The sequence below is a fragment of the Halomonas sp. G15 genome (assembly GCF_021282295.1).
Taxonomy (GTDB): Bacteria; Pseudomonadota; Gammaproteobacteria; order Pseudomonadales; family Halomonadaceae; genus Halomonas; species Halomonas alimentaria.
On sequence record NZ_JAJSPA010000001.1, the window covers coordinates 66,471 to 92,585 of the forward strand.

Here is a 26,115-nt window from a genome sequence, read left to right on the forward strand (position 1 = left end):
CCCCCCTCTTCGACCTGTCCCCGGCGCCTTTCGCCATCGCAGAGAGTCGAACGGTGTTAGCCCTGTTGTTGCGCCCACGCCATCAAGGGGGCAGTGCGCGAGCGCATATCGAGCCGGGCGCCGAGGCGCACCAGGTTCCAGTAGTGGCCGTTGAGCGTTCGCGACAGCAGCAGGGTGTCGGCGGGAGGCTGCAGGCGGTCCATGGCCGCCCACACCTTGGGCGAGAGCTCGCGCAGGCGACGATGCACCCGCACGTCGCCGAAGTCCTGCTCTCCGGGGGCGAACAGCGCCGAGACCGCCTCGGCGGATTCCCTGTACAGCGCCAGCGGCGCACCCTGCCCCTGACGGCCGCCCAGCTCGAGCAGCGCACTGTCCATGGCCATCGGGTCTCCGGCCAGGGTGGCCTCGAGCAGGCGCATCATCGCCTTGAGCCGCGCCTCGGGCACGGGTATGACCGCGCCCAGATCATAGATCACCAGCCGCCCCTCGGCGTCGGCGGCGAAGTTGCCGGCATGCGGGTCGGCGTGCAGCTCGCCATGGGTGAAGAGTTCCTCGGTGAGCCAGTCGGCGAGGGTCTGGGCGATGCGCTGTCGGGTGGCATCGTCGGAGGCCTCCAGCTCGCGCAGCGGGGTGCCAGACACATGGCGCATCGCCAGCACCCGCTCACCGGAGTACGCCGGCAGCGGCTCGGGGATCACCAGTCCCGGCCAGTCGGAGTAGCGCTGCCGATAGCGTGCCAGCGCCGCGGCCTCGGCGTGGTAGTCCAGCTCACCGCGCAGGCTCGCCGCCAGTTCCTCGAAGAGCGCATCGAGTCGCGCCTGGGGTACCTTGAACCAGCGCCCCAGGCGCATCAGACGCCTGACCTGGGCGAGATCCCTCTCCAGCACCTCAGCAAGGCCGGGGTACTGCACCTTGAGTACCAGAGTCTCGCCGTCGTGGGTCACGGCGCGATGTACCTGTCCCATGGAGGCGCTGGCGAAGGGGCGCGTCTCGACCTCACAAAACACCCCATCGATATCGCCGTAGTGGTCATCCAGAGTGCGGCGAATCGACTCCCAGGGCATCGGCTCGGCCTGTCGCTGCAGCCGGGCCAGCTCCTCGGCGAGGTCCGGCGGCAGCAGGTCATCCCACTGGGACATGATCTGGGCCAGCTTCATGGCCGGCCCCTTGAGCTCGGAGAGCCCCTCGAACAGCGCCTCACCCAGGGCGCGCCAGTCGGCCTGGCCGCCCATCCGGGTACGTAACAGCGCCCCACCGGTGCGTGCCCCCAGTCCCAGCAACCGCCTCGTCCTGCCTCGCTCACGCATCGCATGCTCCGCGGGAAAATAGTGGTACAACAATTGTACACCATGATTGCGACGTGACACCTGGCCAATTACCTCGAACACTGGAAGAATGTCCATATTTCACCGCCGCCGAGGCCACCATGCGCCTGATTATCGCCGAGAAGCCCAGCCTGGCCCGGGCCATCGCCGACGCCCTGCCCGGCTCTCCCCGCAAGCAGGAGGGGGCGATTGCCGTGGGCGATACCACCGTGACCTGGTGCCTGGGCCACCTGCTGGAGCAGGCACCACCCGATGCCTATGATCCCGCCCTCAAGCAGTGGCGCCTGGATACCCTGCCAATCCTGCCCGAGCGCTGGAAACTCACGCCTCGCCCCAAGGCTCGCGGCCAATTGGCGGCGATTCGCAAGCTGCTCAAGACAGCCGACGAGGTGGTACACGCCGGGGACCCCGACCGTGAGGGTCAGTTGCTGGTCCAGGAGGTGATCGAGTACCTCGGCTGGAAGGGCAGGGTATCCCGACTGCTGGTCAGCGACCTCAACCGCCCCGCGGTGCAGCGGGCGCTTGCACGCCTGGAGGACAACGGTCGCTACCAGCCGCTCTACCGGGCCGCCGAATCGCGCTCGCGTGCCGACTGGCTGTATGGCATCAACCTGACCCGGGCCTGGACGCTGACCGGTCGCCAGGCCGGCCATGATGGTGTGCTCTCGGTAGGCCGCGTGCAGACTCCGGTGCTGGGCCTGGTGGTGCGCCGCGATGCCGAGATCCGCGACTTCACGCCCCGCCCCTTCTTCGTGCTGTGGGCCGACCTCGCGGTGGCGCACGGTGAGCTGCGCGCCTGGTGGGCCCCCGGGGAGCACCATCCGCTCGACGACCAGGGGCGCCTGCTGGCCCGGGAGCCCGCAGCGACCCTGGCCGAGCGCCTGCCGGGAGCCGAGGGCCGACTGGTGGCCCTGGAGACCCAGCAGAAGCGCCAGGCCGCCCCTCTGCCCTACTCACTGTCGGCACTGCAGGTCGACGCCGCCAGGCGCTACGGCATCTCCGCCAAGGTGGTACTGGACACCTGCCAGGCGCTCTACGAACGCCACCAGCTGATCACCTACCCGCGCTCCGACTGCCGCTACCTGCCCGAGGAGCACTTCGCCGCCGCCCGCAGCACTCTGCAGAGCGCCTGCCGGGACGATGAGACCCTGCGCGGGTGGCTTTCCGGCGCCGACTTCTCGCGTCGCTCCAGGGCCTGGAACGACAGCAAGGTAGGCGCCCACCACGCCCTGTCGCCCACCGGGCGTCCCATGGACCCGACGCGGCTCTCGCCCACCGAGGCCAATGTCTTCCGGCTGATCGCCCGCAACGTGCTGGCCCAGTTCTACCCCGCGCTCTCCACCCGCGAGGTCAAGGCCGAGTTCCGCATCCTCGAGGAGATCTTTCGCGCTCGTGGCCAGGAGATCCTCGATCCCGGCTGGAAGCCGCTGTTCACCACCCGCGACGAGGCGCCACCGCTGCCGCCCCTCACCGAGGGCGAGGCGTGCCGGGGCCAGAAGGCCGGCGTGGAGGATCGCGAGACCCGCCCGCCCGAGCCTTTCAACGACGCCAGCCTGATCAAGGCGATGATGAACATCGGCCGCTACGTGGATGACCCCGCGGTCAGGCGCACCCTGCGCGAGCACGATGGCCTGGGCACCGAGGCAACGCGTGCCGGCATCATCGAGACCCTGGTCGAGCGCGGTTATCTGGTGCGTCAGGGCAAGGCGCTGCGAGCCACCCGCCTGGGCAGTGCGCTGATCGCCTCGCTGCCCGAGGCGGTCGGTCGCCCCGAGCGCACCGCCCTATGGGAACAGCGACTCACCGCCATCGCCGAAGAGGATTGCGCGCCAGGCCCCTTCCTCGACTCGCTGATCAGCGACCTGCGTGCCCTGCTCGGCGCCGCCGATGCCAACCGACTGCGCCAGGCACTGCACAGTGCCGAGGGTGAGGAAGCCAAGGTACCCCAGCGGGCGTCGCGACGGCGCGGCACGGGACGCGCGACGAGCAGGGGCAGCAAGCGCCGTGCGCCGCGACGCCGCAAGGAGGGTAACTGATGCCCCGGCAAACCCACTGGATCATCGGCCCGGGAGCCATCGGTCGACTGCTGGCCCTGCGCCTGGTCCAGCACGACCAGCGGGCGATGCTGATCGGTCGCCGGCCCCTCCCTGGCCACCAGACCCTTGTCACACCCGAGGGTGAAGCGTCGACCCTCGAGGTCACCACCAGAACCGGCCCACCCCAGGGCTCCCCGGACATGGTTCACCTGACCACCAAGGCCTACGCCGCCGAGGCAGCCTATGCGGCCCTGGCCGGGCACCTTCCTGCGCACACTCCGCTGGTGCTGTGGCAGAACGGCTTCTTCACCCAACCGCGGCTCAGCGCGCGCCACCCCGGCCCGGTGCTCTGCGCCACCACCACCGAAGGCGCCTATGTGGAAGCGGATGACCGGGTGGTTCACGCAGGCCATGGCGACACTGCCATTGGCTCGCTGGACGGAGGGCATACTGTCCTCGCCGAATCACTGGCTGGGCTGCTGAGCGACGCCGGGCTGCCGACCCGGGCGGTGCCCGATATTCGGCAACGGCTATGGCAGAAGCTGGCGGTCAATGCCGCCATCAACCCGCTGGTCGCTCGCTACCGGATTCGCAATGGCGAGTTGCGCGACGCCCCCTATCGGGCCGAGGTGGAAACGATCATCACTGAGGTGGCGGCAGTGATGGAGGCCGAAGGGATTGCCCCGCCCAGCGGCACGGGACTCGAGGGCTGGCGGGCCCTGGTCTGGAAGGTGGTGGAGGCCACCGCCACCAACCGTGCTTCCATGCTTCAGGATGTGCTGGCGGGACGCCCCACCGAGCATGAGGCCATCCTGGGCCCCCTGGTGTCGGCTGCCACCTGCCACGGCCTGGCTACACCGCAGCTGGAAGCGCTATTGGCCACCATGAACGGACGCTGAGCCAAGGGTCCGCCAGCCGCCATGAATGGGTGGAGAGTGGCGATCAGGACGATCCTGTCGCTGGCAGATCTCGAGACGGCTTGCTAGCCTAGAGAGATCTCATCGCTACTCGCCCTGCGGCTTGCCCCTCTGGACAGGCCGTAGCGCAAGGACAGGGACCCATGACATCCCGTCACACCATCGCCGTGCTGCTGGCTTGCCTTGCCCTCACCGCCTCGCTCGGGGCTGCCGCCGCCGAGGGTAGCCTCGGTGACGACATTGCCAAGAAGTCGAAACGCGGGGATAGAGAAAGCCCCGTCTACGCCGGCCAGCCGGAAGACCTCATGCGCCTGGAAAACGGCGTCGTTATCGACGGCCAGGACATCGAAAGCCCCGATGGTTTCACTTCCGGCTTTCGGCTGATCGCCGGTTTCAGTCCCTTCCAGATGCCCAAGCTCGACCTCGGTGCCGAGTTCAGCTACCGCGAGAGCGACGAAGTGCCCACCCGCCTCGGCGACCAGCAGCTGCTGGTCAATACCGTTAGCCTCGGCGGCAGCCTGGTGGCGGGCGTTCGCCTGGGGCACTTCGGCCTGTATGCCAAATCCGGCCTGGTGGGCTGGGAGGGAGATGCCGTGATTCCCCGCGGCGACTTCGATGAGGCCGGCACTACCCGGGTGCAGGGTTTCGGCGCCCGGCTGCAGTTCCCGGGCTTTACCAGCCGCCTGGAGCTCGAGGAGTACGACGCCCCCGACATGGCTCACCTCAACCTGCTGACCGCCTCGATCAATATTCCCTTCTAAGAGCGCGGCTACGCCGCTTCAAGGCGCAAGCTGCGTAGCGATGCTACCAGGCATGAACGCAACGCCCTCGCATGCATCCTTGCTTCCTTACCCCTTGCTCCTGGCCGAAGGCCTATCCCGTATTACGCAGCCCCGCCGCAATGCCCGCCATGGTGACCATCAGCGCCCGCGAGAGATCGGCGCTTATCGCTCCGTCGGCGTCGCGGTTACGCTGCAGCAGTTCCGCCTGCAGGCCGTGCAGCGGGTCGATATAAGGGTTGCGCACCGCAATCGCCTGGTGGATGAGCGGCGTCTTCTCCAGCAGTTCTTCCTGCTCGAGTATCTCCAGCAGAACTCCGTTGAGACGTTCGAAGCGGTCGCGCAGGCGCAGGCCCAGCGCCTTGAGGGACGGCTCGTCGACCAGGCGATGCTCGTAGTAGGCGGCGATACCCACGTCGGCCTTGGCCAGCAGCATCTCCAGCATGTCCAGATAGGTACCGAAGAAGGGCCAGCGATCCCGCATCTCCTGAAGCACCTCACGGCCGCCCTCCTCCTCGACGCGCGTGGCGAAGGCCTCACCGCTGCCCAGCCAGGCCGGCAACATCAGCCGGATCTGGGTCCAGGCGAAGATCCAGGGGATCGCTCGCAGGGTCTCCACCCCGCCGTCCTGGCGGCGCTTGGTAGGCCGTGAACCCAGTGGCAGTCGTCCCAGCGAGCCCTCCGGGGTCACCGCCCGGAAGTAGGGCACGAAGTCGGGATCCTCCCGCACCACTCCCACATAGGCGCCATGGGCGATCTCGGCCAGGCGGTCCATCTCCTCACGCCACTGGGGCTCCGGATCCGGTGGCGGCAGCAGGGTCGCCTCCAGCACCGCACAGGCGTAGATCTCCATAGAGCGCAGGGCGATCTCCGGCTGGCCGAACTTGAAGCGGATCATCTCGCCCTGCTCGGTTACTCGCAGGCTGCCGTTCACCGAGCCTGGCGGCTGGGAGAGGATAGCGGCATGGGCGGGGCCACCACCGCGCCCCACGGTGCCACCGCGACCGTGGAACAGGGTCAGGTCGACTTCGTGTCGGCGACACACCTCCACCAGGCTCTCCTGGGCGCGGTACTGGGCCCAGGCGGCGGCCAGTTGGCCGGCATCCTTGGCCGAGTCCGAGTAGCCGATCATCACCTCCTGGCGATCCCCGGCGTGACGACGGTAGCCGGGCAGCGCCAGCAGCCGGTCGATCACCTCGCCGGCATGATTGAGATCGTCGAGGGTCTCGAACAACGGCGCGATGGGCAGCTTGACCTCGCCCCCCACCTCCTTCATCAGCAGCGCCACAGCCAGCACGTCGGAGGGTTGTGCCGCCATGGAGATGATATAGGTGCCCAGCGCCTCAGGCTGCTCGGCGGCGATCACCCGGAAGGTATCGATGACCTCCCGGGACTCCGGCGAACACTCCCAGCGCCGGGGAATCAGTGGTCGCCGCGAGGCGAGTTCCTCGAGCAGGAAGGCCTGGCGCTGCTCCTCGCTCCAGTCACGATAGTGGCCCAGTCCCAGGCCATCGGTAAGCTCCTCCATTACCTGGGCATGGCGGCCCGCCTCCTGGCGGATATCGAGCTTGGTGAGGGTGACCCCGAACACCGCGACCCGGCGCAGGGTGTCGAGCAGCGCGCCGTTGGCGATGGTGTCGAGCCCCACGTCGCACAGCGAGCGGTAGCAGGCGAGCAGTGGCGCATAGAGCTGGTCGCGACTCTCGATGATCGGGCCGCCATCGTAGGGCTTGCCGTCGAGGCTCGCCTTGGCCCAGTCGCGAGTTGCCTCGACCCGCGCCAGCAGCCGGCGCAGCAGTTCGCGATAGGGCTCCCCGGCATCACCGACCTCGGCCTTCAGTGCGCTGTTGGCCTTCCACATGGAGAGCTCGGCCTTGAGCTGCTCTAGGTCGCGCAGGTAGAGGTCGGCCGCCATCCAGCGCCCCAGCAGGAGCACCTCGCGGGTCACCCGGGAGGTGACATTGGGGTTGCCGTCCCGGTCGCCCCCCATCCAGGAAGCGAAGCGGATCGGCGCAGCATCCAGCGGCAGGCGCTCGCCGGCGGTCTCCAGCAGCAGGTTGTCCAGGTCGCGATGGAAGTCGGGCACCGCCTGCCACAGTGAGTTCTCGATCACCGCGAAGCCCCACTTGGCCTCATCTACCGGCGAGGGCCGCTCATGACGAATCTCGTCGGTATGCCACGCCTGGCTGATCAGCTCCTCGAGGCGCCCCTTGGCCCGGGCACCTCGTTCGGGATAATCCGCCGAAGACTCGATGGCGGTCAGACAGTCGTCGATGGCGTCGTACTTCTGGATCAGGGTACGCCGGATGACCTCGGTGGGATGGGCGGTGAGCACCAGCTCGACCCGCATGCCGGCCAGGCTCTCCACCAGCTTGCGCGGCGAGTTGCCGGCACGACGTGCCCGCTCTACCAGTTCCGACAGCACCGGCTGGGTGCCCGGGCGGTAGTCCTCCACGCGGCGGAAGCGCGCCCGGTAGTGCTGCTCGGCGATGTTGGCCAGGTTGAGGAACTGGTTGAAGGCCCGCGTCACCGGCAGCAGGTCGCGGTCAGGCAGGCCGCGCAGGTAGTCGATCAGCTCACGCTGGGCCGCTTCGTCGCCCTGACGGCCGCGCTTGGCGAAGCCACGGATCGCCTCGATCCGGTCGACGAAACCATGGCCCAGATCGTCGGCGATGGTGCGTCCCAGGCTGTCACCCAGGATACGGACGTTGTCGCGCAGGGATTCGTGCAGATCGTGGCTCATTGCCGTGACTCTCCGGGGATGGCGGTGACGTTGTTATCGATATCGTCGGTGACGTCCGAATGCCGGACTTCGGTGCGCTTGGCGGCCTGCCAGTGACGCTCCATGGTGTCTAGGTCGGCAGCATCGGGGCTGCCACCTTCGGCGGCCAGGGCAGCTTCCACATAACGGAAGCGACGCTCGAACTTCGCGTTGGTGGCGCGCAGGCACTGCTCCGGGTCGGCCTTGAGAGTGCGGGCGAGGTTGGTCACCGCGAACAGCAGGTCACCGACCTCCTCGGCGGCGTGGTCCCGGTCACCCGCGGCCAACGCCTCCTCCACCTCGTCCAGTTCCTCGCGGATCTTGGCGATCACTCCGCGGGAATCGGGCCAGTCGAAGCCCACCCGGGCGGCACGCTTCGAGAGCTTGGCGGCGCGAGAGAGGGCCGGCAGCGTGCGCGGCACGTCATCCAGCACCGAAGCCGCGGCGCTATCCAGCACCGACGCCGAGCCAGACGCCGATGCGCCCGCTCCCTGGGCAGCCCGCGCGGCGCGCTCCTCGGCCTTGAGCACCTCCCAGCGGGAGTGGACCTGACGCTGCTCGATCTCCGCGGCAGAAACGCCCGGCGGGCGCCGCGAGGCCAGGGTGCCGTCGGGGAAGACATGGGGATGGCGGCGCAGCATCTTGGCGGTCAGGGTATCCACGACGTCGTGGAAATCGAAGCGCCCCTCCTCCTCGCCAAAGCGGGCGTAGTAGACCACCTGGAAGAGCAGGTCGCCGAGCTCGCCGGGCAACTCGTCCCAGGCGCGCCGCTCGATGGCGTCGGCAACTTCGTAAGCCTCCTCCAGGGTGTGCGGCACGATGGAGTCCCACCCCTGGGCGAGGTCCCAGGGGCAGCCCTGCTCGGGGTCGCGCAGCACTGCCATCAGGGTCAGCAGCTCCTCCAGGGAGTGGCGATGGCTCATGACCTGCGCTCCTTCTTCCTGCCCTTGCGGCCGCCACCGCCGGCGCCGCTGCGCAGGCGCCGCACCTCGATGACATTGGAGAGCTGCTGGATGCGCGAGAAGAGTCGCCCCAGGGTCTCCAGGCCGTCCACCTCCACGGTGATCTGCAGGCGGGCGATGCCGTCGTCGCTGTCGGTGAGGGTGTTCACCGCCAGCACGTTGACCTTCTCGTTGCCGAGCACCCCGGTGACGTCGCGCAGCAGGCCGGAGCGGTCCCAGGCCTGCACCTCGATATTGACCGGATACTGGGTACGGGCCCGCTCGCCCCACTCCACCTCGATGATGCGCTGGGGCTCGTCGAGGCGCAGCTGGAGGATGTTGGGGCAGTCCTGACGATGGACGGTGACGCCGCGCCCCTGGGTGATGAAGCCGACGATCGGCTCCCCGGGCACCGGGTGGCAGCAGTTGGCCATGCTGGTCTTGAGGTTGCCGACCCCGAGCACGGTGATATCGCTCTGTGCCCCCTTGGCCGGAGAACGCCTGGGTTTGGCCAGCAGGCGCTCGAGCTGCTCCTGGTCGTCGTTCTCGCCGAACAGCTGCTGGGCTTGATGCAGCACCTGGCCGATGCGCAGATCGCCCGCCCCCAGCGCCGCGTACATGTCATCCCGGCTCTGGTAGTTGACCTTGCGGGCCAGGGTATCGAGGTCCATGTCCTCGAGGTCGAGGCGCTTCATCTCGCGCTCGAACAGCCCACGCCCCTCCTCGAGGTTCTGGTCGCGGGCCTGGTGCTTGAACCAGGCCTGGATCTTGGCGCGGGCACGGGAGGTACGCACATAGCCCAGGCTCGGGTTGAGCCAGTCGCGGCTGGGGCCTCCCTTGCTGGCGGTGAGGATCTCCACCTGCTGGCCGGTCTTGAGCCGGTAGGTGAGCGGCACGATACGGCCGTTGACCTTGGCACCTCGGCAGCGATGCCCCACCTCGGTGTGCACCCGGTAGGCGAAGTCGATGGGGGTGGCGATGCGCGGCAGGTCGATGACATGGCCGTCGGGTGTGAAGACGTAGATGCGATCCGGGGCGACGTCGCTATTGAGCCCCTCGCGCAGGTCGCCGAAGTCGCCGACCTCCTCCTGCCACTCCAGCACCTGGCGCAACCAGGCGATCTTCTCCTCGTAGCTGCTGCTCTTGGCCCTGGTATCGTGGCCCTTGTAGCGCCAGTGGGCACACACCCCGAGCTCTGCCTCCTCGTGCATGGCGAAGGTGCGAATCTGGATCTCCAGCACCTTGTTCTCGGGTCCGATCACCGCCGTATGCAGCGACTGGTAGCCGTTCTTCTTGGGGTTGGCGATGTAGTCGTCGAACTCGTTGGGCACGTGGTGCCAGCGCGAATGCACCAGTCCCAGCACGGTGTAGCAGTCGGCCACCTCGGGCACCAGGATGCGCACCGCGCGGATATCGTGGACCTGGGAGAAGTCGATGCGCTTGCGCTTCATCTTCCGCCAGATCGAGTAGATGTGCTTGGCCCGGCCATCGACGTCATAGCGGTTGATGCCCTGGGCTTCGAGCAGCGCCTTGAGGGTGTCGACCACATCGGCGATGTAGCGGTCGCGATCCAGGCGCTTCTCGGCCAGCTGGCGGGCGATGGCCTTGTAGTCGTCCTCATGGAGGTAGCGGAAGGAGAGGTCCTCCAGCTCCCACTTGAGGTGGCCGATACCCAGGCGATGCGCCAGGGGTGCATAGATGTCGAACACCTCACGGGCCACGCGCAACTGCTTCTCGCGAGGGGCATCCCTGACCTGGCGCAGCGCACAGGTGCGCTCGGCTATCTTGATCAGCGCCACGCGCACGTCATCGATCATGTTGACCAGCATCTTGCGCAGGTTGTCCTGCTGGTCATGCTGGCTCATCTCGTGGCTGGGCAGCTGAGTGGCACTGATCGCCGCCATCTGCAGCACGCCGTCGATCAGGCTGGCCACCTCATCGCCGAACTGCTTGGCGACCGCCTCCAGGCCGATCAGCCCCTCGCGAACCGCGCGATAGAGCACGGCGGCCTCGAGTACCGCCTGGTCGAGCTTGAGCTCTCCCAGGATATCGGCCATCTCCAGGCCCATGCGAAAGCTGGAGCCATCCGCCAGCCAGTCGCGATGGGGCCGCTCCGACTCGCGGTCCAGTCGCTCGGCGAGGCGGCAGGCCTCGACCATCCTGGCCGGGTCGCGCAGCCTGACGTCCTCCTGCAGGCGCGCCACCCACAGGTCGATATCCACACGCCCCGACGCGGTAAGAGGCTGGTCCTCACGGACTTTAACCATCGGCTGATGCTCCTTGCCGCTGCTGCTGAGCCCGTGAATGCTCCAACAGCAGCATCGATTCCAGATGTGAGGTGTGCACGAACATGTCGGCCACGGCGATACGCGTGACCCGATACCCCCCATGCATGAGGTGTGCCACATCCCGGGCCAGGGTGGCCGGATCACAGGAGACATAGAGCACCCGCGGGACCGGCGCAGCCACCAGCGCCCGTGCGGCCTCCGCGGCGCCGTCTCGCGGCGGGTCGAGCACCACCACCTCGGGTCGGACCTCCGCGAGCAGCGCCGCCACGGCGCCCTCCTGCGCCAGATCGGCCTGACGCGCCGCGACCGACAGGGCCGTCCCCCGAGCATTGGCCAGGACGTTGCGCTCCAGGCGCTCGACCATGGCCGGGTTGCCCTCCACCGCGGTCACCCGAGCCCCGGCGGAGGCCAGCGGCAGGCTGAAGTTGCCGACCCCGGCGAAGAGGTCGAGCAGCGCGGCGCCCTCGAGGGTGCCCAGCCACTCGAGGGCGGTTGTGACCATCTGCCGGTTGACCTCGGCATTGGCCTGCAGGAAGTCTCCCGGCGAGAAGCCCAGAGTCAGCTCGCCGGCGTCCCCCGGCACACGACAGCTCAGCGCCGGTGCTGTGGTCAGCCACTCGAGCACGGGGGCTTCTCGTCCCGACAGCCAGGCCAGGTGTACCCCGTGCTCGACGCCGAAGGCACGCCAGGCCTCGCGATCCGCGGTATTCTCCTTCAGCTGACGCACCACCAGGGTGGTGTCCTGGTCGCTGGCCAGCAACTCCAGGTGCCCCACCTGGCGTGGCGCCTGGAGCGATGCTACCTGACGGTGCAGGGGAACCAGCAGCGCCTCTAGCGCCGGCACCAGGATGGTGCAGTGCTCGATATCTACCAGGCGGTGCGTATGCCGCGCCCGGAAGCCCAGGTGGAGCTGGCCCTCGGCATCAATCTTCACCCCCAGCCGCGCACGCCGGCGATAGCCCTGGCTGGCGCCGGCCAGCAACTCGGGCTCGCCGTCGATCTCGATGCCCTGACGGGCCAGCAGGTCGATGAGCACCGCCTGCTTGTGGCGACGCTGGTCGGGTACCGCCAGGTGCTGGAGGTCGCAGCCGCCACAACGGGCATAGTACGCACAGGGCGGGTCGACACGTTGCGGCGAGGGTTCGAGCACCTCACGCACATGAGCCTCGTCGAAGCGCTTGCGGGTGCGATGGACCGCCACCTCGACGCGCTCGCCGGTCAGCGCCCCCTCGACGAACAGCGCCTTGCCGGCGGCATCGTGGGCCAGCCCCCGGCCGTCATGGGCCAGGCGCTCGATCCGCAGGCCCGGCGCCTCACCGTGTTCCAGCGCCTTGGCCGCCGTCCTGGCGTCTGCCTGACGGCCCTGCAGGCCGGAGACCCCCGACCGCTCACGGCGCGGCCGCCGCTTGCCCAGCATCGCCATGGTTCAGGCCTCCGGGGCGAACAGGCCGGTGGAGAGATAGCGGTCGCCGCGGTCGCAGACGATGAACACGATCACCGCATCCTCCACCTGTTCGGCGACGCGCAGGGCACCGGCCAGGGCGCCACCGGAGCTGACGCCGGCCAGGATGCCCTCTTCCTGGGCCAGGCGGCGCATATGCACCTCGGCCTCGCGCTGGCCGATATCGAGTACCCGATCGACGCGACTGGCATCGAAGATGCTCGGCAGGTACTCCGCCGGCCAGCGGCGGATGCCGGCGATGCTGGCGCCATCCTCGGGCTGCAGGCCGATGATCTCGACCCCGGGATTGCGCTCCTTGAGCGCCTGGGAGACGCCCATGATGGTGCCGGTGGTGCCCATGGAACTGATGAAGTGGGTCACCGTGCCGCCGGTCTGCTCCCAGATTTCCGGGCCGGTGCCGCGGTAGTGAGAGAGCGGGTTGTCGGGGTTGGCGAACTGGTCCAGCCGCTTGCCTTCGCCGCGGGCGAGCATCGCCTCGGCGACGTCGCGAGCCTCCTCCATGCCGCCCTCCTTGCTGACCGTGATCAGCCTGGCGCCATAGGCGGCCATGCACTGCTTGCGCTCCTCCGAGGCGTTCTCGGGCATGATCAGCACCATGCGATAGCCCTTGATGGCCGCGGCCATGGCCAGCGCGATGCCGGTATTGCCCGAGGTGGCCTCGATCAGGGTGTCACCCGGGACAATCTCGCCGCGAGCCTCCGCCTGCTCGAGCATCGAGAGGGCCGGACGATCCTTTACCGAGCCCGCCGGATTGTTGCCCTCGAGCTTGGCCAGCAGCACATTGTTGCGGCCGGCGCCGATCCGCTTGAGGCGCACCAGCGGAGTGTGGCCGACAATCTCCTCGATGGTGGGAAAATGCATGCAAGCATCCTTCTCTAAAGGTATTTTCAACATTATATCCGCGTGGCACCGGGGTGGACAGGCATCCTCGGCCGCGTGGTATTTGGTGTCATCCCTACCCGAGAGTTCCCATGTCACTGAAGCTGCGCCTGCTGTTGATCGCCCTGGTACTGCCCCTGCTGCTGATGGTCAGCGTGGCGCTTATCACTCTGCCCCTGCACCGCGGACAGCATGAGGCGCGGTTTGAGGCGGAACTGGCAAGGGCCGTGGGTCTGATCGAGCCCGGCCTGACGGCCGCACTGCAGGACAATGACACTCAAGCCCTGGAAGCGGGCGCCGGCCGTCTGCTGGACCTCAGGGAGGTCAAGGCCGTGGCGGTGGTCGATGCCGGCGGCACGCCACGCGTGGAGATCGGGCGCCTCGAGAAGGGCGTGACCCTCGACGACGCGCCGGGGTGGCAGCGTCATGGCGACGGCCACTGGCGACTGAGCACCCCCCTCGATGGCAGCGGCGAACGCCTGGTCATGGATATCGACGCCAGCGGGCTGCTCCTCGAGCACTACCGACAGCTGGCGGGTGCCGGCCTGCTGCTGTTGCTGGGTGCGGGCGTGCTGGGGCTGGCCACGAGCGTCAGCTATCGGCGCCTGCAACGCCCCCTCGAGGAGATCGATGCCACCCTGGAACGCCTGACCCGCGGCAAGCCTGTACGCCCTCTGCCCCCCTCGCCCACCGAGCTACCTCCCCTGGGCAGCCGTATCAATACGCTGGCCACGCGACTGGAGGAGGCCCGCGAGGAGATGCAGCGCCAGATCGCCCAGGCCACCGCGGAACTCGAGGAGTCGATGGAGACCGTCGAGGTCCAGAACATGCAGCTCGACCTGGCCCATCGGCGCGCCGTGGAAGCCAACCGGGTGAAGTCGGAGTTTCTGGCCAACATGAGTCATGAGATCCGCACCCCGCTCAACGGTATCGTGGGCTTCTGTCGGCTGCTGGGCCGTTCACCACTGGATGCACGGCAGCAGGAGTGGCTGGAGCACGTCAACCGTGCCTGCGGCAACCTGCTGCTGCTGGTCAATGACGTGCTCGACTACTCCAGGCTCGAGGCGGGCCGGCTGGAGCTCGAGCGGCTGCCGGTAGAGATGGTGGAGCTGGTCGACGAGGTACTGGCCCTGCAAGCCCCCACGGCCCAGCAGAAGGGACTGGAACTGGTCGGCATGGTCTATGACGACGTGCCGACGATACTGCATGGCGACCCCATGCGCATCCGCCAGCTGTTGACCAACCTGGTGAACAATGCGGTGAAATTCACCGAGCGCGGCGAGGTCCTGGTGCGCGTCATGGTGGAGGAAACCGAGCCCGGCCGGGTCACCCTGCGCGTCAGCGTGTCGGACACCGGCATCGGCCTGTCGGCGGAGCACTGCCGCGGGCTGTTCGATGCCTTCCAGCAGGCGACCCCGAGCCACTCGCGGGAATTCGGTGGCAGCGGGCTGGGGCTCTCCATCTGCCGCCAGCTGGTGGAGCAGATGGGCGGTGAGATCGGGGTGGAGAGCGAGCCGGGACACGGCAGCACCTTCACCTTCACCCTGCCACTGGCCGGCGAAACCGGAACAGAGCGGCCAGCGGAGCTGCATCTGGCGGGAGCGAGTATCCTGCTGGAGGAACCGCACCCGGCCACGCGGCGTGCCCTGCAGTACCTCCTACGGCGCTGGGGAGCCAGGACACTGGACGCCAAGGCGTCGGCCTCTTCTTCGGCCAGCCTGCTGGTGGCCAGCCTGGGTGCCCCGCCCTACTCCTCCGAGCAGCTGCGCCACTGGCGCGAACGCCTCGCCGAGCTGCCCTGTCCGGCCCTGCTGCTGTGCACCGCCAGTCCGCTGGACTTCCCCGACCTGGCGCTGCCCCATGGCGGAGAGATCCTGGCCAAGCCGGTGACCCGACATAGCCTGGCCGACGCCATCGAGCGACTGTTGCCCCGGAAGCAGGACGCCTCCGGTAGCGGCGACGCATCGAGCGGCCCCGACACCCGCCTGCACCTGCTCGCCGTGGACGACAACGACGCCAACCGCCGGCTGATGAGCGAACTGCTGGCCGGCCCCGGCATGGAAGTCACCCTGGCCAGCAGCGGTGAGCAGGCCGTGGCCCTGGGGCGCCGGCAGCAATTCGACCTGGTGCTGATGGATATCCGCATGCCGGGCATGGACGGCATCGAGGCGAGCCACGCGCTGCGTCATCTCGGGGAGGCATGGAGCCGCACGCCGATCGTCGCCGTGACTGCTCATGCCCTGCAGGACGAGCGTCGACGCCTGCTGGCCAGTGGACTGGATGACGTGCTGGTCAAGCCCCTGGACGCCGAGGAGTTGGCCACCCTGCTGACTCGCCATCTGGGCAGAGCGCCCGACCATCTCACGGCACCGCTCACCAGCCGCACCGCCCCGCCGGACCAGCCCCCGGGCTCGGAGCTGCGCGCGGTGGATCTGTCGTTGGGCACGGACCTGGCCGGCGGCCGGGAATCGCTGGCCCGACAGCTGCTTGACCAGTTGATCGACTCCCTCGACGAGAGCGAAGCCACGATACGTCGTGCCCACGCCGAGCAGGATGACGAGGCGCTACTGGACGCGATTCACGCCCTCAATGGCGCCTGCCGCTACTGCGGTGCGCCGCGCCTGGGGCTGCTTGCCGAGACCATGGAGACCCGCCTGAGAACCCGCGGGCGCGAGGCCGTGACACCACTGCTGGAGGACCTGTTCAGCGCCATGGGGGAGCTACGTCGCTGGCGTAGCGAGCATCCCCTGGACCCTCACCCCTCCAGCACCACGAAGGCCACCGCGAACTCCACCTCGTCGGATAGCGACAGGTGAGTGGCACGCACCCCGGCGGCTCGCGCCAGTTCGTGGGCCTTGCCGGCGAGCAGCAGCGAGGGCCTGCCGAGGGTGTCATTGACCACCTGGATCTCGGTCCAGCGCATGCCGTTCCTGAGGCCGGTACCCAGCGCCTTGACGAAGGCCTCCTTGGCCGCGAAGCGCTTGGCCAGGAAGGCCGCGGGCCGGACCTGCTCGTTGAGCCGCTCGCGCTCCAGTTCCCCCAGCAGGCGCCCCGCCAGGCGTTCGCCCCGGCGTGACAGGGCGGCCTCGAAGCGCGCCACCCTGGCAATATCGGTACCGATCCCCAGAATCATCGCTCAGTGCACGCGGTCGTCGTGGTCGTGCGCATGCTCGTGGTCATGGTCATGCTCCTCGAGGGCGGCGACGAAGCCCGCCTCCTGGCCGGCGATCGCCAGGCGCTTCATCTCCGCCACCGCCTCCTTAAGGCCCACGAACAGCGCGCGGGCGATGATGGCGTGGCCGATATTGAGCTCATGAATGCCCGGGATGGCGGCCACCGCCTCCACGTTATGGTAGTGCAGCCCGTGCCCCGCATTGACGATCAGGCCCAGCTCCATGGCCATCTCGGCGGCCGCCGAGAGCCGCGCATGCTCGCGGGCTGCCGCGTCTCCCATGGCCTCGGCGTATCCCCCGGTATGCAGCTCGACGACCGGGGCACCGGCCTTGGCGGCGGCTTCGATCTGGGCAGGCTCCGGGTCGATGAACAGCGAGACCTCGCAGCCCGCGGCGGCCAGGCGGCGGCAGGCGGTGCGGATCGTCTCGAAGCCTCCCACCACGTCGAGGCCGCCCTCGGTAGTGAGCTCCTCGCGCTTCTCGGGCACCAGGCAGACGTGTGCCGGGCGCACCTCCTCGGCCAGGGCGATCATCTCCTCGGTCACCGCCATCTCGAGGTTCATACGGGTGTTGAGCACCTCGGCCAGCAGGCGCACATCGCGCTCCTGGATATGCCGACGATCCTCGCGCAGGTGGACGGTGATCCCATCGGCGCCGGCCTCCTCCGCGAGCAGCGCCGCCTGGACCGGGTCCGGGTAGCGGGTACCGCGAGCCTGACGCAGGGTGGCGATGTGGTCGATATTGACGCCGAGAAGAATACGGGGGGGATGCATGAATGGCTCCAGGAGTGTCAAATAGTCAGCAGGAAGTCACGCTTGATAGCCGTGTGCACGGGGCTGCTCCGGCGACAGACCTGCGAGGAGGCGCTGTGAACCCATCCCTGGGCGCTACCGATGCCATCCCTGGCATAGGACCTCCTCTTCGGTCTGCCCCCGGCGCCCCTCGCGGCCAACACGAGAGTCGCAAGAAAGCGATCAGTGTGAACCGCCCCTGCGTCGCTCGGCAAGCTGGCGCATCAGCTCCCGGGAGCGCAGGGGGCGAGCGCCCAGCAGCGGTGCCAGGGCGGCGCGGGCCACCGCCTTGGCAGGCCCGGCGAGCCCGGGTGCGGCCCAGTCGCCGGCGGCGAGCAGGCGCAGGGTGCGCCCGTCGAGACCCGGCTGACCGGGTCGGAAGGCGCAGCTGGCGACGTCATAGACATAACGTGCCTGAGGGTCGAGTTCGCCACCCTCGGCGTCGATGAAGCGCGGGGCGGCATCCAGCACCTCGAGCAGCGAGAACTCCAGGCAGCGCAGGGCACCGGCGCGGGCGTCGGGCCGCGGCAGCGCCTCGAGCAGCGAGGTATAGAAGGCGAAGACCTCGGCCACCGGCAGCTCCACCGGCAGGGTTCGAGTCAGCAACTCGTTGGCATAGAGGCCGCACAGCAGCCCTTCCCCGGCCAGCAGCGCCACCGCGCCGCGGCTCTCCATCAACCGCAGTCGCTTGAGTTCCCCCTCCCCCACCCAGGTCACATGCAGCGGGGCGAAGGGCTGCAGCCGGCCGCGGGAGCGTGAGCCGGGGCGCTGTACACCCTGGGCCACGGCCCGCACCCGCCCGTGGTGCAGCGTCAGCAGCTCCACCAGGGCACTGGTCTCGCGGTAGGGCCGCTTGTGCAGCAGGAAGGCGGGTTCGGGGGTCATGCAAGGGGCCAGTACCGTGCCGCCCTTTCGGGGTCAGACCCCGGCCAAGCCACACGGCCCATCATCGTGCGCGCTTCTCGAGATGCTGCCCGCCGCCGGGGTCTGACCCCGAAGGGCTTCCGCCGCAACAGCATCAGTCGAGATCGTAACCCAGGCTCTTCAGCGCCCGCTCGTCGTCGGACCAGCCGCGCTTCACCTTGACCCAGAGGTTGAGCATTACCTTGGCGCCCAGGGCACGCTCCATGTCGAGCCTCGCCTCGCGACCGATGCTCTTGATGCGTTCGCCGTTCTCGCCGATGAGGATCTTCTTCTGCCCCTGGCGCTCGACCAGGATCAGGGCGCTGATATGCACCACCCTGCCCTCGTCGCGGAACTCCTCGATTTCCACGGTCATCTGGTAGGGGAGCTCGTCGCCCAGCTGGCGCATGACCTTCTCGCGCACCAGTTCCGCGGCCAGGAAACGCTGGCTCTTGTCGGTGATCTGGTCTTCGGGGAAGAAATGCACGCTCTCCGGCAGGTGCTTGGCCACCTCGGCCTCGAGCTCCGGCACGTTGGTACCGTGCTTGGCGGAGATCGGCACGATGGCGGCAAAATCGCGGCGGGCGCCCACCGACTCCAGCCAGGGCAGCAGTTCCGCCTTGTCCTTGAGACGGTCGACCTTGTTGACGGCCAGGATCACCGGCGCCTCCACATGCTCGAGACGCTGCAGGACGACCTGGTCCTCCTCGCTCCAGCGAGTGCGGTCGATGATGAAGACCACGCAGTCGACGTCGCGCAGGGCCTGGGTGGCTGCCTGGTTCATGAAGCGGTTGATCGCCTTGTTGCGATCGCGGGCCATGATATGGATGCCAGGGGTGTCGACGTAGATGAACTGGGCCTCCCCCTCGGTCTTGATGCCCATCACCTGGTGGCGAGTGGTCTGAGGCCGCCGCGAGGTGATCGAGACCTTCTGGCCGAGGATACGGTTCATCAGCGTGGACTTGCCGACGTTGGGACGGCCAACGATGGCCACGAAACCACAGGTCTGGGTCATGACCGGACTCCTTTCGGCTCGAGTTGCTTGAGGGCCACTTCGGCCGCCTGCTGTTCGGCATGCCGGCGGCTGGAGCCGATGCCAGTGGTGTGCTTCTCCAGCAACTCCACGTGGCACTCCACGGTGAAGGTCTGGGCATGGGCCTCGCCTTCCACGCTGACCACCTCGTAGCGCGGCAGCGGTACCTGGCGCGACTGCAGGAACTCCTGAAGCCGTGTCTTGGGGTCCTTCTGGGTATCCTGCAGGCTGATCTCCTCGAGCCGCGTGGCATACCAGGAGAGTATCCGGGCGCGCACCGCCTCCATGCCGGCATCCAGGTAGATGGCACCGATGATGGCTTCGACGGCGTCGGCAAGGATCGACTCGCGGCGGTGCCCGCCGCTCTTCATCTCCCCGGAGCCGAGGCGCAGGTGCTCGCCGAAGCCCATCTCACGGGCCAGTTCGGCCAGGGTCTGACCCTTGACCAGGCGTGCGCGCAGGCGGGAGAGCTGCCCCTCCCGGGCCTCGGGGAAGCGCCGGAACAGGGCCTCGGCGATGACGAAGTTGACGATGGAGTCACCCAGGAACTCGAGGCGCTCATTGTTCTGGCCACCGAAGCTGCGGTGGGTCATGGCAAGCTCGAGCAGCGAGTCGTCGCCGAAGTCGTGGCCGAGACGTCGGCTGAAGGCGTTGAGGGTTTGGCTCACGAAAATCCTGTTGTCTGTTTCTGTCGTCTGATTCTGAGTGTGCAAGGCACGGTCAGTGGATGCGCCGCATGCTGGTGAAGCTGGGCAGGCCGCCGTCCCAGTGCATCCAGACGGCGAAGGCACGACCCACCACGTTGTCCTCCGGCACGAAGCCCCAGTAGCGGCTGTCGTTGGAGTGGTCGCGGTTGTCGCCCATGGTGAAATAGTGGCCGTCCGGCACGACCAGTTCGCGCATCTGGGGTCCCGGATCCCGGGGATTATTGTAGATGCGGTGCTCCACCTCGCCCAGCTGTTCGGCGAGCATCAGCTCACCGGGCGCCTTGGCCGGCCCCTCGGCCAGCAGCGCCTTGGGCACCGCCTCGCCATTGATGTAGAGCTGCTTGCCCTCGTAGCGGATGCGATCGCCCGGCAGGCCCACCACGCGCTTGATGAAGTTGACCGACGGCTCGCTGGGGAAGCGGAACACCATGACATCGCCGCGCTCGGGCTCGCCCAGATCGACGATCTCGGTATGCACCACCGGCAGACGCAGTCCGTAGGCAAACTTGTTGACCAGGATGAAGTCACCGATCTCCAGGGTCGGGCGCATGGAGCCGGAGGGGATCTGGAACGGCTCCACCACGAAGCTTCGCAGCACCAACACCACCAGCAAGACAGGGAAGAAGGAGCGGGCGTAGTCCACCGGCCACGGCTCCTTCAGCACCTGCTCCCGGGCATGGGGCGTCAAGCCTTCGGTAGTGCCGGCCTCGGCGGCCTGCAGCGACTGGCGGCGCGCCGGACGCCACCAGATAAGGTTGAGCAGGGTGATCACGCCGGTGACGGCGACGGCGATCACCAGCAGCAGTGAGAAGTCCATGGCAGTTGTTTGTCCCTGGCTGGTGGAATCAGTCGTTGACCCGGAGCACGGCGAGGAAGGCGTCCTGGGGAATTTCCACCCGACCGACCTGCTTCATGCGCTTCTTGCCCGCTTTCTGCTTCTCGAGCAGCTTCTTCTTGCGGGAGACATCGCCCCCATAGCACTTGGCGGTGACGTTCTTGCGCAGCGCCTTGACGGTGGAGCGGGCCACCACCTGGCCGCCGATGGCTGCCTGGATCGCCACATCGAACATCTGGCGCGGAATCAGCTCCTTCATCTTCTCGACCAGCAGGCGACCACGGGAGTGAGCATGATCGCGATGGATGATCACCGCCAGGGCATCGACCTTGTCGCCGTTGATCAGCACATCCAGGCGCACCAGCTTGGCGGCCTCGAAGCGCTCGAAGTTGTATTCCAGCGAGGCATAGCCCTTGGAGATCGACTTCAGGCGATCGAAGAAGTCCATCACCACCTCGCTCATCGGCAGCTCGTAGGTGAGCTGGATCTGGCTGCCCAGGAACTGCATGTCCTTCTGGGTGCCGCGGCGCTGCTCACACTCGGTGATGACGTTGCCGACGAACTCCTGGGGCACCAGGATGCTGGCACGCACGATGGGCTCGCGCATCTCCTCGACGTCGGCCATGTCGGGCAGCTTGGAGGGGTTGGCGACGTAGATCACCTCGCCATTCTTGAGCGCCAACTCATACACCACGGTGGGCGCCGTGGTCAGCAGGTCCAGGTCATACTCGCGCTCGAGACGCTCCTGGATGATCTCCATGTGCAGGGTGCCGAGGAAGCCGACCCGGAAGCCGAAGCCCAGGGCATCGGAGTTTTCCGGCTCGTACTCCAGGGAGGCGTCGTTGAGTGCCAGCTTCTCCAGGGCGTCGCGGAAGTCCTCGTAGTCGTCGGCACTGACCGGGAACATGCCGGCATAGACCTGGGGCTTGACCTTCTGGAAGCCGGGCAGGCGCGCCACATCCGGGGTCTTGGTGTGGGTGATGGTGTCACCCACCGGTGCCCCCTGGATCTCCTTGATGCCGGCGACGATGAAGCCCACCTCGCCCGCACGCAGCACGCCGGTCTCCTTGCGCTGGGGCGTGAAGATGCCTACCTCGTTGACCTGCCAGTCGCGACCGGTGGACTTGATGCGGATCTTCTCGCCCTTCTTCAGGGTGCCATCGAAGATCCGCACCAGCGAGACCACGCCCAGGTAGTTGTCGAACCAGGAGTCGATGATCAGCGCCTGCAGCTGGCCCTCGGGATCTCCCTTGGGCGGCGGGATATCACGCACCAGCCGCTCGAGCAGCGCATCGATACCCATCCCGCTCTTGGCCGAGACCTGGCAGGCGTCGGTGGCGTCCAGGCCGATGATCTCCTCGATCTCGTGGGAGACCTTGTCGGGGTCGGCCTGGGGCAGGTCCATCTTGTTGAGCACCGGCAGCACCTCGAGGCCCTGCTCGATGGCGGTGTAGCAGTTGGCCACCGACTGCGCCTCGACGCCCTGGCCGGCATCCACCACCAGCAGCGCCCCCTCGCAGGCGTACAGCGAACGCGACACCTCGTAGGAGAAGTCGACGTGCCCGGGGGTGTCGATGAAGTTGAGCTGGTAGGTGTTGCCATCCGGCGAGTGGTAGTCGAGCGTCACCGACTGCGCCTTGATGGTGATGCCCCGCTCACGCTCCAGGTCCATGGAGTCGAGCACCTGCTCCTTGAGCTCGCGTTCGGTCAAACCGCCGCAGGTCTGGATCAACCGGTCGGCCAGCGTGGACTTGCCATGGTCGATATGCGCGATGATCGAGAAGTTGCGGATATGCTTGAGCTTGTCGGAGGAGGTGTCTTGGGACATCGATGGACTTCTACCTGATGGGGTTCGGGCCGGGGCCGGGCACAGCAGCGCGGGCCGGCGGCCAGGATAGGCGCATTGTACCGGGATGCTGGTGCCAGATACAGCAGCCCGACGGGAGGACCGTCGGGCTGCAGTGGCGTGGCGTGAAGGAGAGGGTCAGTCGCCGGCCAGGCGCAGGGCCACGAACAGCGAACGACCATCACGATAGAGTCGCACCGGCACGGCGCGATCCGCGGGCAGCTCACTCACCAGGGAGACCAGCTGCGACGCGCTGGTGACGGCCCGGTGATCGATGCTGACCAGGATGTCGCCGGGCTGCAGGCCCGCCGCCGCCGCGGCACCAGTGGGGTCGACCTCGGCGATGCGCACGCCACCCTCGATACCCAGACGCTCGCGCTCGGTGGCATCCAGCTCGACCACGGAGATGCCCAGGCGCGCCTGCTGGCTATCGCGGCTCTCGCCGGCGGCGGCACTGCCGCTGTCGGGCCAGTCTCCCAGGGTCAACTCGAGGGTGCGGCGCTCGCCGTCACGCATCAGTTCGAGCTCGACGTCACTGCCCGGCGCAGTGCGCCCGATCAGCCGCGGCAGGGTGCTGGAGTCATGTACCCGAGCACCATCCACGGCGAGAATGACGTCACCGGCCTGGAGGCCGCCCTCGGCCGCGGGCCCTTCGGGGTCGAGATCGGCGATCAGCGCACCACGGGGCTCGTCCATGCCGAAGGACTCGGCCAGGTCACGCGATACCGGCTGGATCATCACCCCCAGCCAGCCGCGGCGCACCTCGCCGCCATCCCGCAGCTGGTCGGCGACGTCCATGGCCACGTTGATGGGAATCGCGAACGACAGCCCCATGAAGCCACCGCTGCGGGTGAAGATCTGGGAGTTGATGCCCACGACCTCGCCGTCGAGGTTGAACAGCGGCCCGCCGGAATTGCCCGGATTGATGGCCACGTCGGTCTGGATGAACGGCACATAGGCATCCCGGGGCAGAGTGCGATCAATGGCGCTGACGATGCCCGCGGTAACCGAATGGTCAAAGCCGAACGGGGAGCCGATGGCGGCAACCCACTCACCGACCCTGAGATCATCGGAGTCGCCCAGACGCAGCGTCGGCAGGTCACTGGCGTCGACCTTGAGCACCGCCACGTCGGTTCGCTCGTCGCTGCCCACCAGCTCCGCCGCCAGCTCGCGGCGATCGTTGAGGCGCACCAGGATCTCGTCGGCACCATCGACCACGTGGGCGTTGGTCATGATGTAACCATCATTGCTGATGATGAAGCCGGAACCCAGCGACTGACGCTCCTGAGGCCTTCCGGGCGCCTGGCCAGGCGGCATCGGAAAACGGTCGCCGAAGAAATGCCGGAAGATCTCGGGGATCTCCTCGCTGCCGAACCCCTGGAAGGGGTTTCGGCTCTCGACCATGCGGGTCGTCGAGATATTCACCACGCCGGGGGCGGCCTCCTCCACCAGTTCGGTGAAGTCGGGTAGCTCACGGGCCATGGCGCTCTGCCAGGCCAGCAGGGTACCGGCCAGCAGCATCCACAGGGAAAGGTGTCGCAACGTTCGCATCATGTTGGCTCCTGCGTGGTTTTGGTTGGGCAATGCGAAGATAACGGGGTAACGACATCGACTCGCCAGGGGGTCAGGAGTCGGCGGCTTCCCAGTTCAGGGTATCGGCGACCTGCAGCAACACCCGCGGCGGCATCTCGCCCATGACCACCACCTGGCGGGGAGCGCCGCCCAGCTCGCGGTGACGCACCACGGCGTGGGAGACGCCGAGCCGGTGCAGGCCGGGGGCCAGGGGCTCGATGCCGTCGAGGGGCGAGACGAAGACACTGAAGGTGGAGAGACCATCGCTGTAGAGACGGTGGGTCACATCACTGCCATGGAGCCCGCTGCGGGTCTCTACCGGCTGCGGCAGGAAACCGGCGGGCAGCCAGCCGGGGCTCCACGCATCCCGGGGCGCCTCGCGGGGGGCGTCGACGCTCACCTCACCCTGGTGCAACCGCGGACGCTCAAGCACCGTCAGCTGGAAGGTCTCCACGACCCGCCCGGTCTCGTCGAGCAGGCTCTGCTTGAGGGTCAATCCGGTATCGACATCGAGCCACAGCCGCTTCCCGTAGCGAAAACTGTCGAGCGGTGAGACATCCAGGCGACGCGCACGCCGGTTGGCGATGCGCTCCTCTTCGCCCAGGCTCAGCCGGTAGTGGGAGGCAATGCTGGAGGCGATGCCATTGGGTGTGGCGGGCGCCTCGCCACCCCCCGACCAGCCCAGGCGGCCAATACGGCTGCGACGCTCGACGGCCATGGGGGGGCCATCGAGGAAACGGACCTGGCCATGTTCGAGACCGCCGCTGACATCGTGACTGAGCACGAGGGTACGCACGCCGTCGAAGCCGATACGCACCGCGTGAGCGTCGTAGCGGTAGCAGTGACCCGCCCAGAGGCTGAGCTCATACCAGTCGAGCGCACTCTGGGGGACAGGCTCCTTCTCGAGCGAACGACAATCGAACCTACCCGCCTCGGGTGTCACCTGCAGCGCCACTGCCGGCACTGCGGTTGCCAAAAGAAACGGCAGAAGGCCCGCGGCGCAGCTGCGAAGAACGCGCATCGCCTGCCTCCCGTTCAGCGCTGGCCCAGGCTATCGCCACCGCTGGCGCGCAGCAGCGGCATCCAGGAGTCTCCGCTGCGATAGGCGGCCCCCTCGGCATGGCGATCCAGATAGGACTGGAGCAGACGTGCCTGCTCCTCGTCGGCCATCAGCGACTGCCGCTGGCTGGGGGCCATGAACATCGGGGTGCTCGGCATGCTGGCACCCACGGTCATCAGACCACTGCCACTCCCCTGGGGAAGCTGGAAGAGCGGCAGATCGGCCAGGGAGGGGCGCTGAACACTCTGATCCGAGAGGCTGGGGTCCGAGAGGCCGGCGGGTGAGATCTGAGCCCCCTCTCCGGCGCCGGCGGCAAGCTCGGATGACGTGGCCTCGCCGGGAAGGCCCCCGCCGTTGTAGAACTGCACGCCGGTGATCACCATCAACGATACGGCAGCGGCGATGCCGGCACTGCGCGCGAATGGAAGGGAGCGTCGGTGGGCGGATGGCGTGGTGGTGGCGTCAAGGACCGGCGCCGGCTCACTCTCGAGACGCGCCAGGATACCCGCGGAAAGGTCGACGCTGACATCCACTTCCGTCTCACGCCGCATCAGGCTGCGCATCAGGTGATAGCGTCGCCACGCCTCGGCGGCATCCGGTTCGTCTTCCAGCGACTTCAGCACGCGGCGAAGCTCCAGCTCGTCGCCCTCGTTGTCCATCAGGGCAGAAAGCGATTCCCGTGCGTTCTGACTCATTCTCTACACCTCAGCCTGGCAAGGCCGTGGCCTTGCATCCGTTATCAGCCTGATATCGGCATTCGCGGAAGCTGCTCCGGGAATGCCGACATCCTGAACCGCCATGGGCGGA

The 26,115-nt window shown here is 67.7% G+C and carries 20 protein-coding genes; 4 read left to right on the top strand and 16 right to left on the bottom strand.

All coding sequences use genetic code 11. The annotated features are described in order from the left end of the window. Positions 1-56: 56 nt before the first annotated feature. Positions 57-1,307 (bottom strand): ABC1 kinase family protein, encoded by a 1,251-nt coding sequence (locus LWH48_RS00335; protein ID WP_232910830.1) that lies wholly within the window; start codon positions 1,305-1,307, stop codon positions 57-59. A 119-nt stretch (positions 1,308-1,426) separates the two neighbouring features. On the opposite strand from LWH48_RS00335, the gene LWH48_RS00340 reads away from it, so the two are divergent. From LWH48_RS00340 to LWH48_RS00350, 3 genes are all read left to right on the top strand, one after another. After that, entirely contained in the window at positions 1,427-3,361 is a 1,935-nt protein-coding gene (locus LWH48_RS00340) for a DNA topoisomerase III (RefSeq protein ID WP_232910831.1), read from the top strand. After that, positions 3,361-4,260: a ketopantoate reductase family protein gene (locus LWH48_RS00345; RefSeq protein WP_232910832.1), complete on the top strand. Its 900-nt coding sequence runs from the start codon at positions 3,361-3,363 to the stop codon at positions 4,258-4,260. The genes LWH48_RS00340 and LWH48_RS00345 overlap by 1 nt, the downstream gene beginning before the upstream one ends. Before the next feature lie 161 nt (positions 4,261-4,421). Then, positions 4,422-5,039 (top strand): hypothetical protein, encoded by a 618-nt coding sequence (locus LWH48_RS00350; RefSeq protein WP_232910833.1) that lies wholly within the window; start codon positions 4,422-4,424, stop codon positions 5,037-5,039. Positions 5,040-5,151: 112 nt separating this feature from the next. Here LWH48_RS00350 and ppc read toward each other — a convergent pair whose 3' ends face one another. Genes ppc through cysM form a run of 5 tightly spaced genes read right to left on the bottom strand, consistent with a single transcriptional unit; the run spans position 5,152 to position 13,370 of the window. After that, complete coding sequence (ppc, locus tag LWH48_RS00355) at positions 5,152-7,800, bottom strand: phosphoenolpyruvate carboxylase (protein ID WP_232910834.1); 2,649 nt, start codon at positions 7,798-7,800, stop codon at positions 5,152-5,154. Continuing rightward, entirely contained in the window at positions 7,797-8,741 is a 945-nt protein-coding gene (gene mazG / locus LWH48_RS00360) for a nucleoside triphosphate pyrophosphohydrolase (protein ID WP_232910835.1), read from the bottom strand. Before mazG ends, ppc begins: the two co-directional genes overlap by 4 nt. Further along, positions 8,738-11,026 (bottom strand): GTP diphosphokinase, encoded by a 2,289-nt coding sequence (relA, locus tag LWH48_RS00365; RefSeq protein ID WP_232910836.1) that lies wholly within the window; start codon positions 11,024-11,026, stop codon positions 8,738-8,740. Before relA ends, mazG begins: the two co-directional genes overlap by 4 nt. Continuing rightward, the gene (locus tag LWH48_RS00370; protein WP_232910837.1) at positions 11,019-12,470 is read right to left on the bottom strand and encodes a TRAM domain-containing protein; all 1,452 of its coding nucleotides are present in this window, start codon (positions 12,468-12,470) and stop codon (positions 11,019-11,021) included. The genes relA and LWH48_RS00370 overlap by 8 nt, the downstream gene beginning before the upstream one ends. A 3-nt stretch (positions 12,471-12,473) precedes the next feature. Further along, positions 12,474-13,370: a cysteine synthase CysM gene (gene cysM, locus LWH48_RS00375; protein WP_161430408.1), complete on the bottom strand. Its 897-nt coding sequence runs from the start codon at positions 13,368-13,370 to the stop codon at positions 12,474-12,476. A 110-nt stretch (positions 13,371-13,480) separates the two neighbouring features. Here cysM and LWH48_RS00380 point away from each other — a divergent pair, with 110 nt between their 5' ends. After that, positions 13,481-16,204 carry an ATP-binding protein gene (locus LWH48_RS00380; protein ID WP_232910838.1) on the top strand — a complete coding sequence of 908 codons (2,724 nt, stop codon included), beginning with the start codon at positions 13,481-13,483 and terminating at the stop codon, positions 16,202-16,204. Here the strand turns inward: LWH48_RS00380 and LWH48_RS00385 are convergent. From LWH48_RS00385 to LWH48_RS00430, 10 genes are all read right to left on the bottom strand, one after another. Next, positions 16,144-16,521, bottom strand: a complete 378-nt coding sequence (locus LWH48_RS00385; RefSeq protein ID WP_161430404.1) for a holo-ACP synthase — start codon at positions 16,519-16,521, stop codon at positions 16,144-16,146. The genes LWH48_RS00380 and LWH48_RS00385 overlap by 61 nt on opposite strands. Before the next feature lie 3 nt (positions 16,522-16,524). Further along, positions 16,525-17,334, bottom strand: a complete 810-nt coding sequence (pdxJ, locus tag LWH48_RS00390) for a pyridoxine 5'-phosphate synthase (protein ID WP_232910839.1) — start codon at positions 17,332-17,334, stop codon at positions 16,525-16,527. Between the two features lie 201 nt (positions 17,335-17,535). Next, the gene (gene recO, locus LWH48_RS00395) at positions 17,536-18,237 is read right to left on the bottom strand and encodes a DNA repair protein RecO (protein WP_232910840.1); all 702 of its coding nucleotides are present in this window, start codon (positions 18,235-18,237) and stop codon (positions 17,536-17,538) included. Between the two features lie 133 nt (positions 18,238-18,370). Continuing rightward, entirely contained in the window at positions 18,371-19,270 is a 900-nt protein-coding gene (gene era, locus LWH48_RS00400) for a GTPase Era (protein WP_161430398.1), read from the bottom strand. Further along, the gene (gene rnc, locus LWH48_RS00405) at positions 19,267-19,956 is read right to left on the bottom strand and encodes a ribonuclease III (protein WP_232910841.1); all 690 of its coding nucleotides are present in this window, start codon (positions 19,954-19,956) and stop codon (positions 19,267-19,269) included. The genes era and rnc overlap by 4 nt, the downstream gene beginning before the upstream one ends. Before the next feature lie 52 nt (positions 19,957-20,008). Continuing rightward, entirely contained in the window at positions 20,009-20,812 is an 804-nt protein-coding gene (lepB, locus tag LWH48_RS00410; protein ID WP_232910842.1) for a signal peptidase I, read from the bottom strand. Between the two features lie 28 nt (positions 20,813-20,840). Further along, complete coding sequence (gene lepA / locus LWH48_RS00415) at positions 20,841-22,658, bottom strand: translation elongation factor 4 (protein ID WP_161430395.1); 1,818 nt, start codon at positions 22,656-22,658, stop codon at positions 20,841-20,843. A 156-nt stretch (positions 22,659-22,814) separates the two neighbouring features. Next, complete coding sequence (locus LWH48_RS00420; RefSeq protein WP_232910843.1) at positions 22,815-24,230, bottom strand: DegQ family serine endoprotease; 1,416 nt, start codon at positions 24,228-24,230, stop codon at positions 22,815-22,817. Positions 24,231-24,300: 70 nt separating this feature from the next. Next, entirely contained in the window at positions 24,301-25,269 is a 969-nt protein-coding gene (locus tag LWH48_RS00425) for a MucB/RseB C-terminal domain-containing protein (protein ID WP_232910844.1), read from the bottom strand. 14 nt (positions 25,270-25,283) lie between these two features. Next, positions 25,284-26,003, bottom strand: a complete 720-nt coding sequence (locus LWH48_RS00430) for a sigma-E factor negative regulatory protein (RefSeq protein ID WP_232910845.1) — start codon at positions 26,001-26,003, stop codon at positions 25,284-25,286. Positions 26,004-26,115 lie beyond the last annotated feature (112 nt).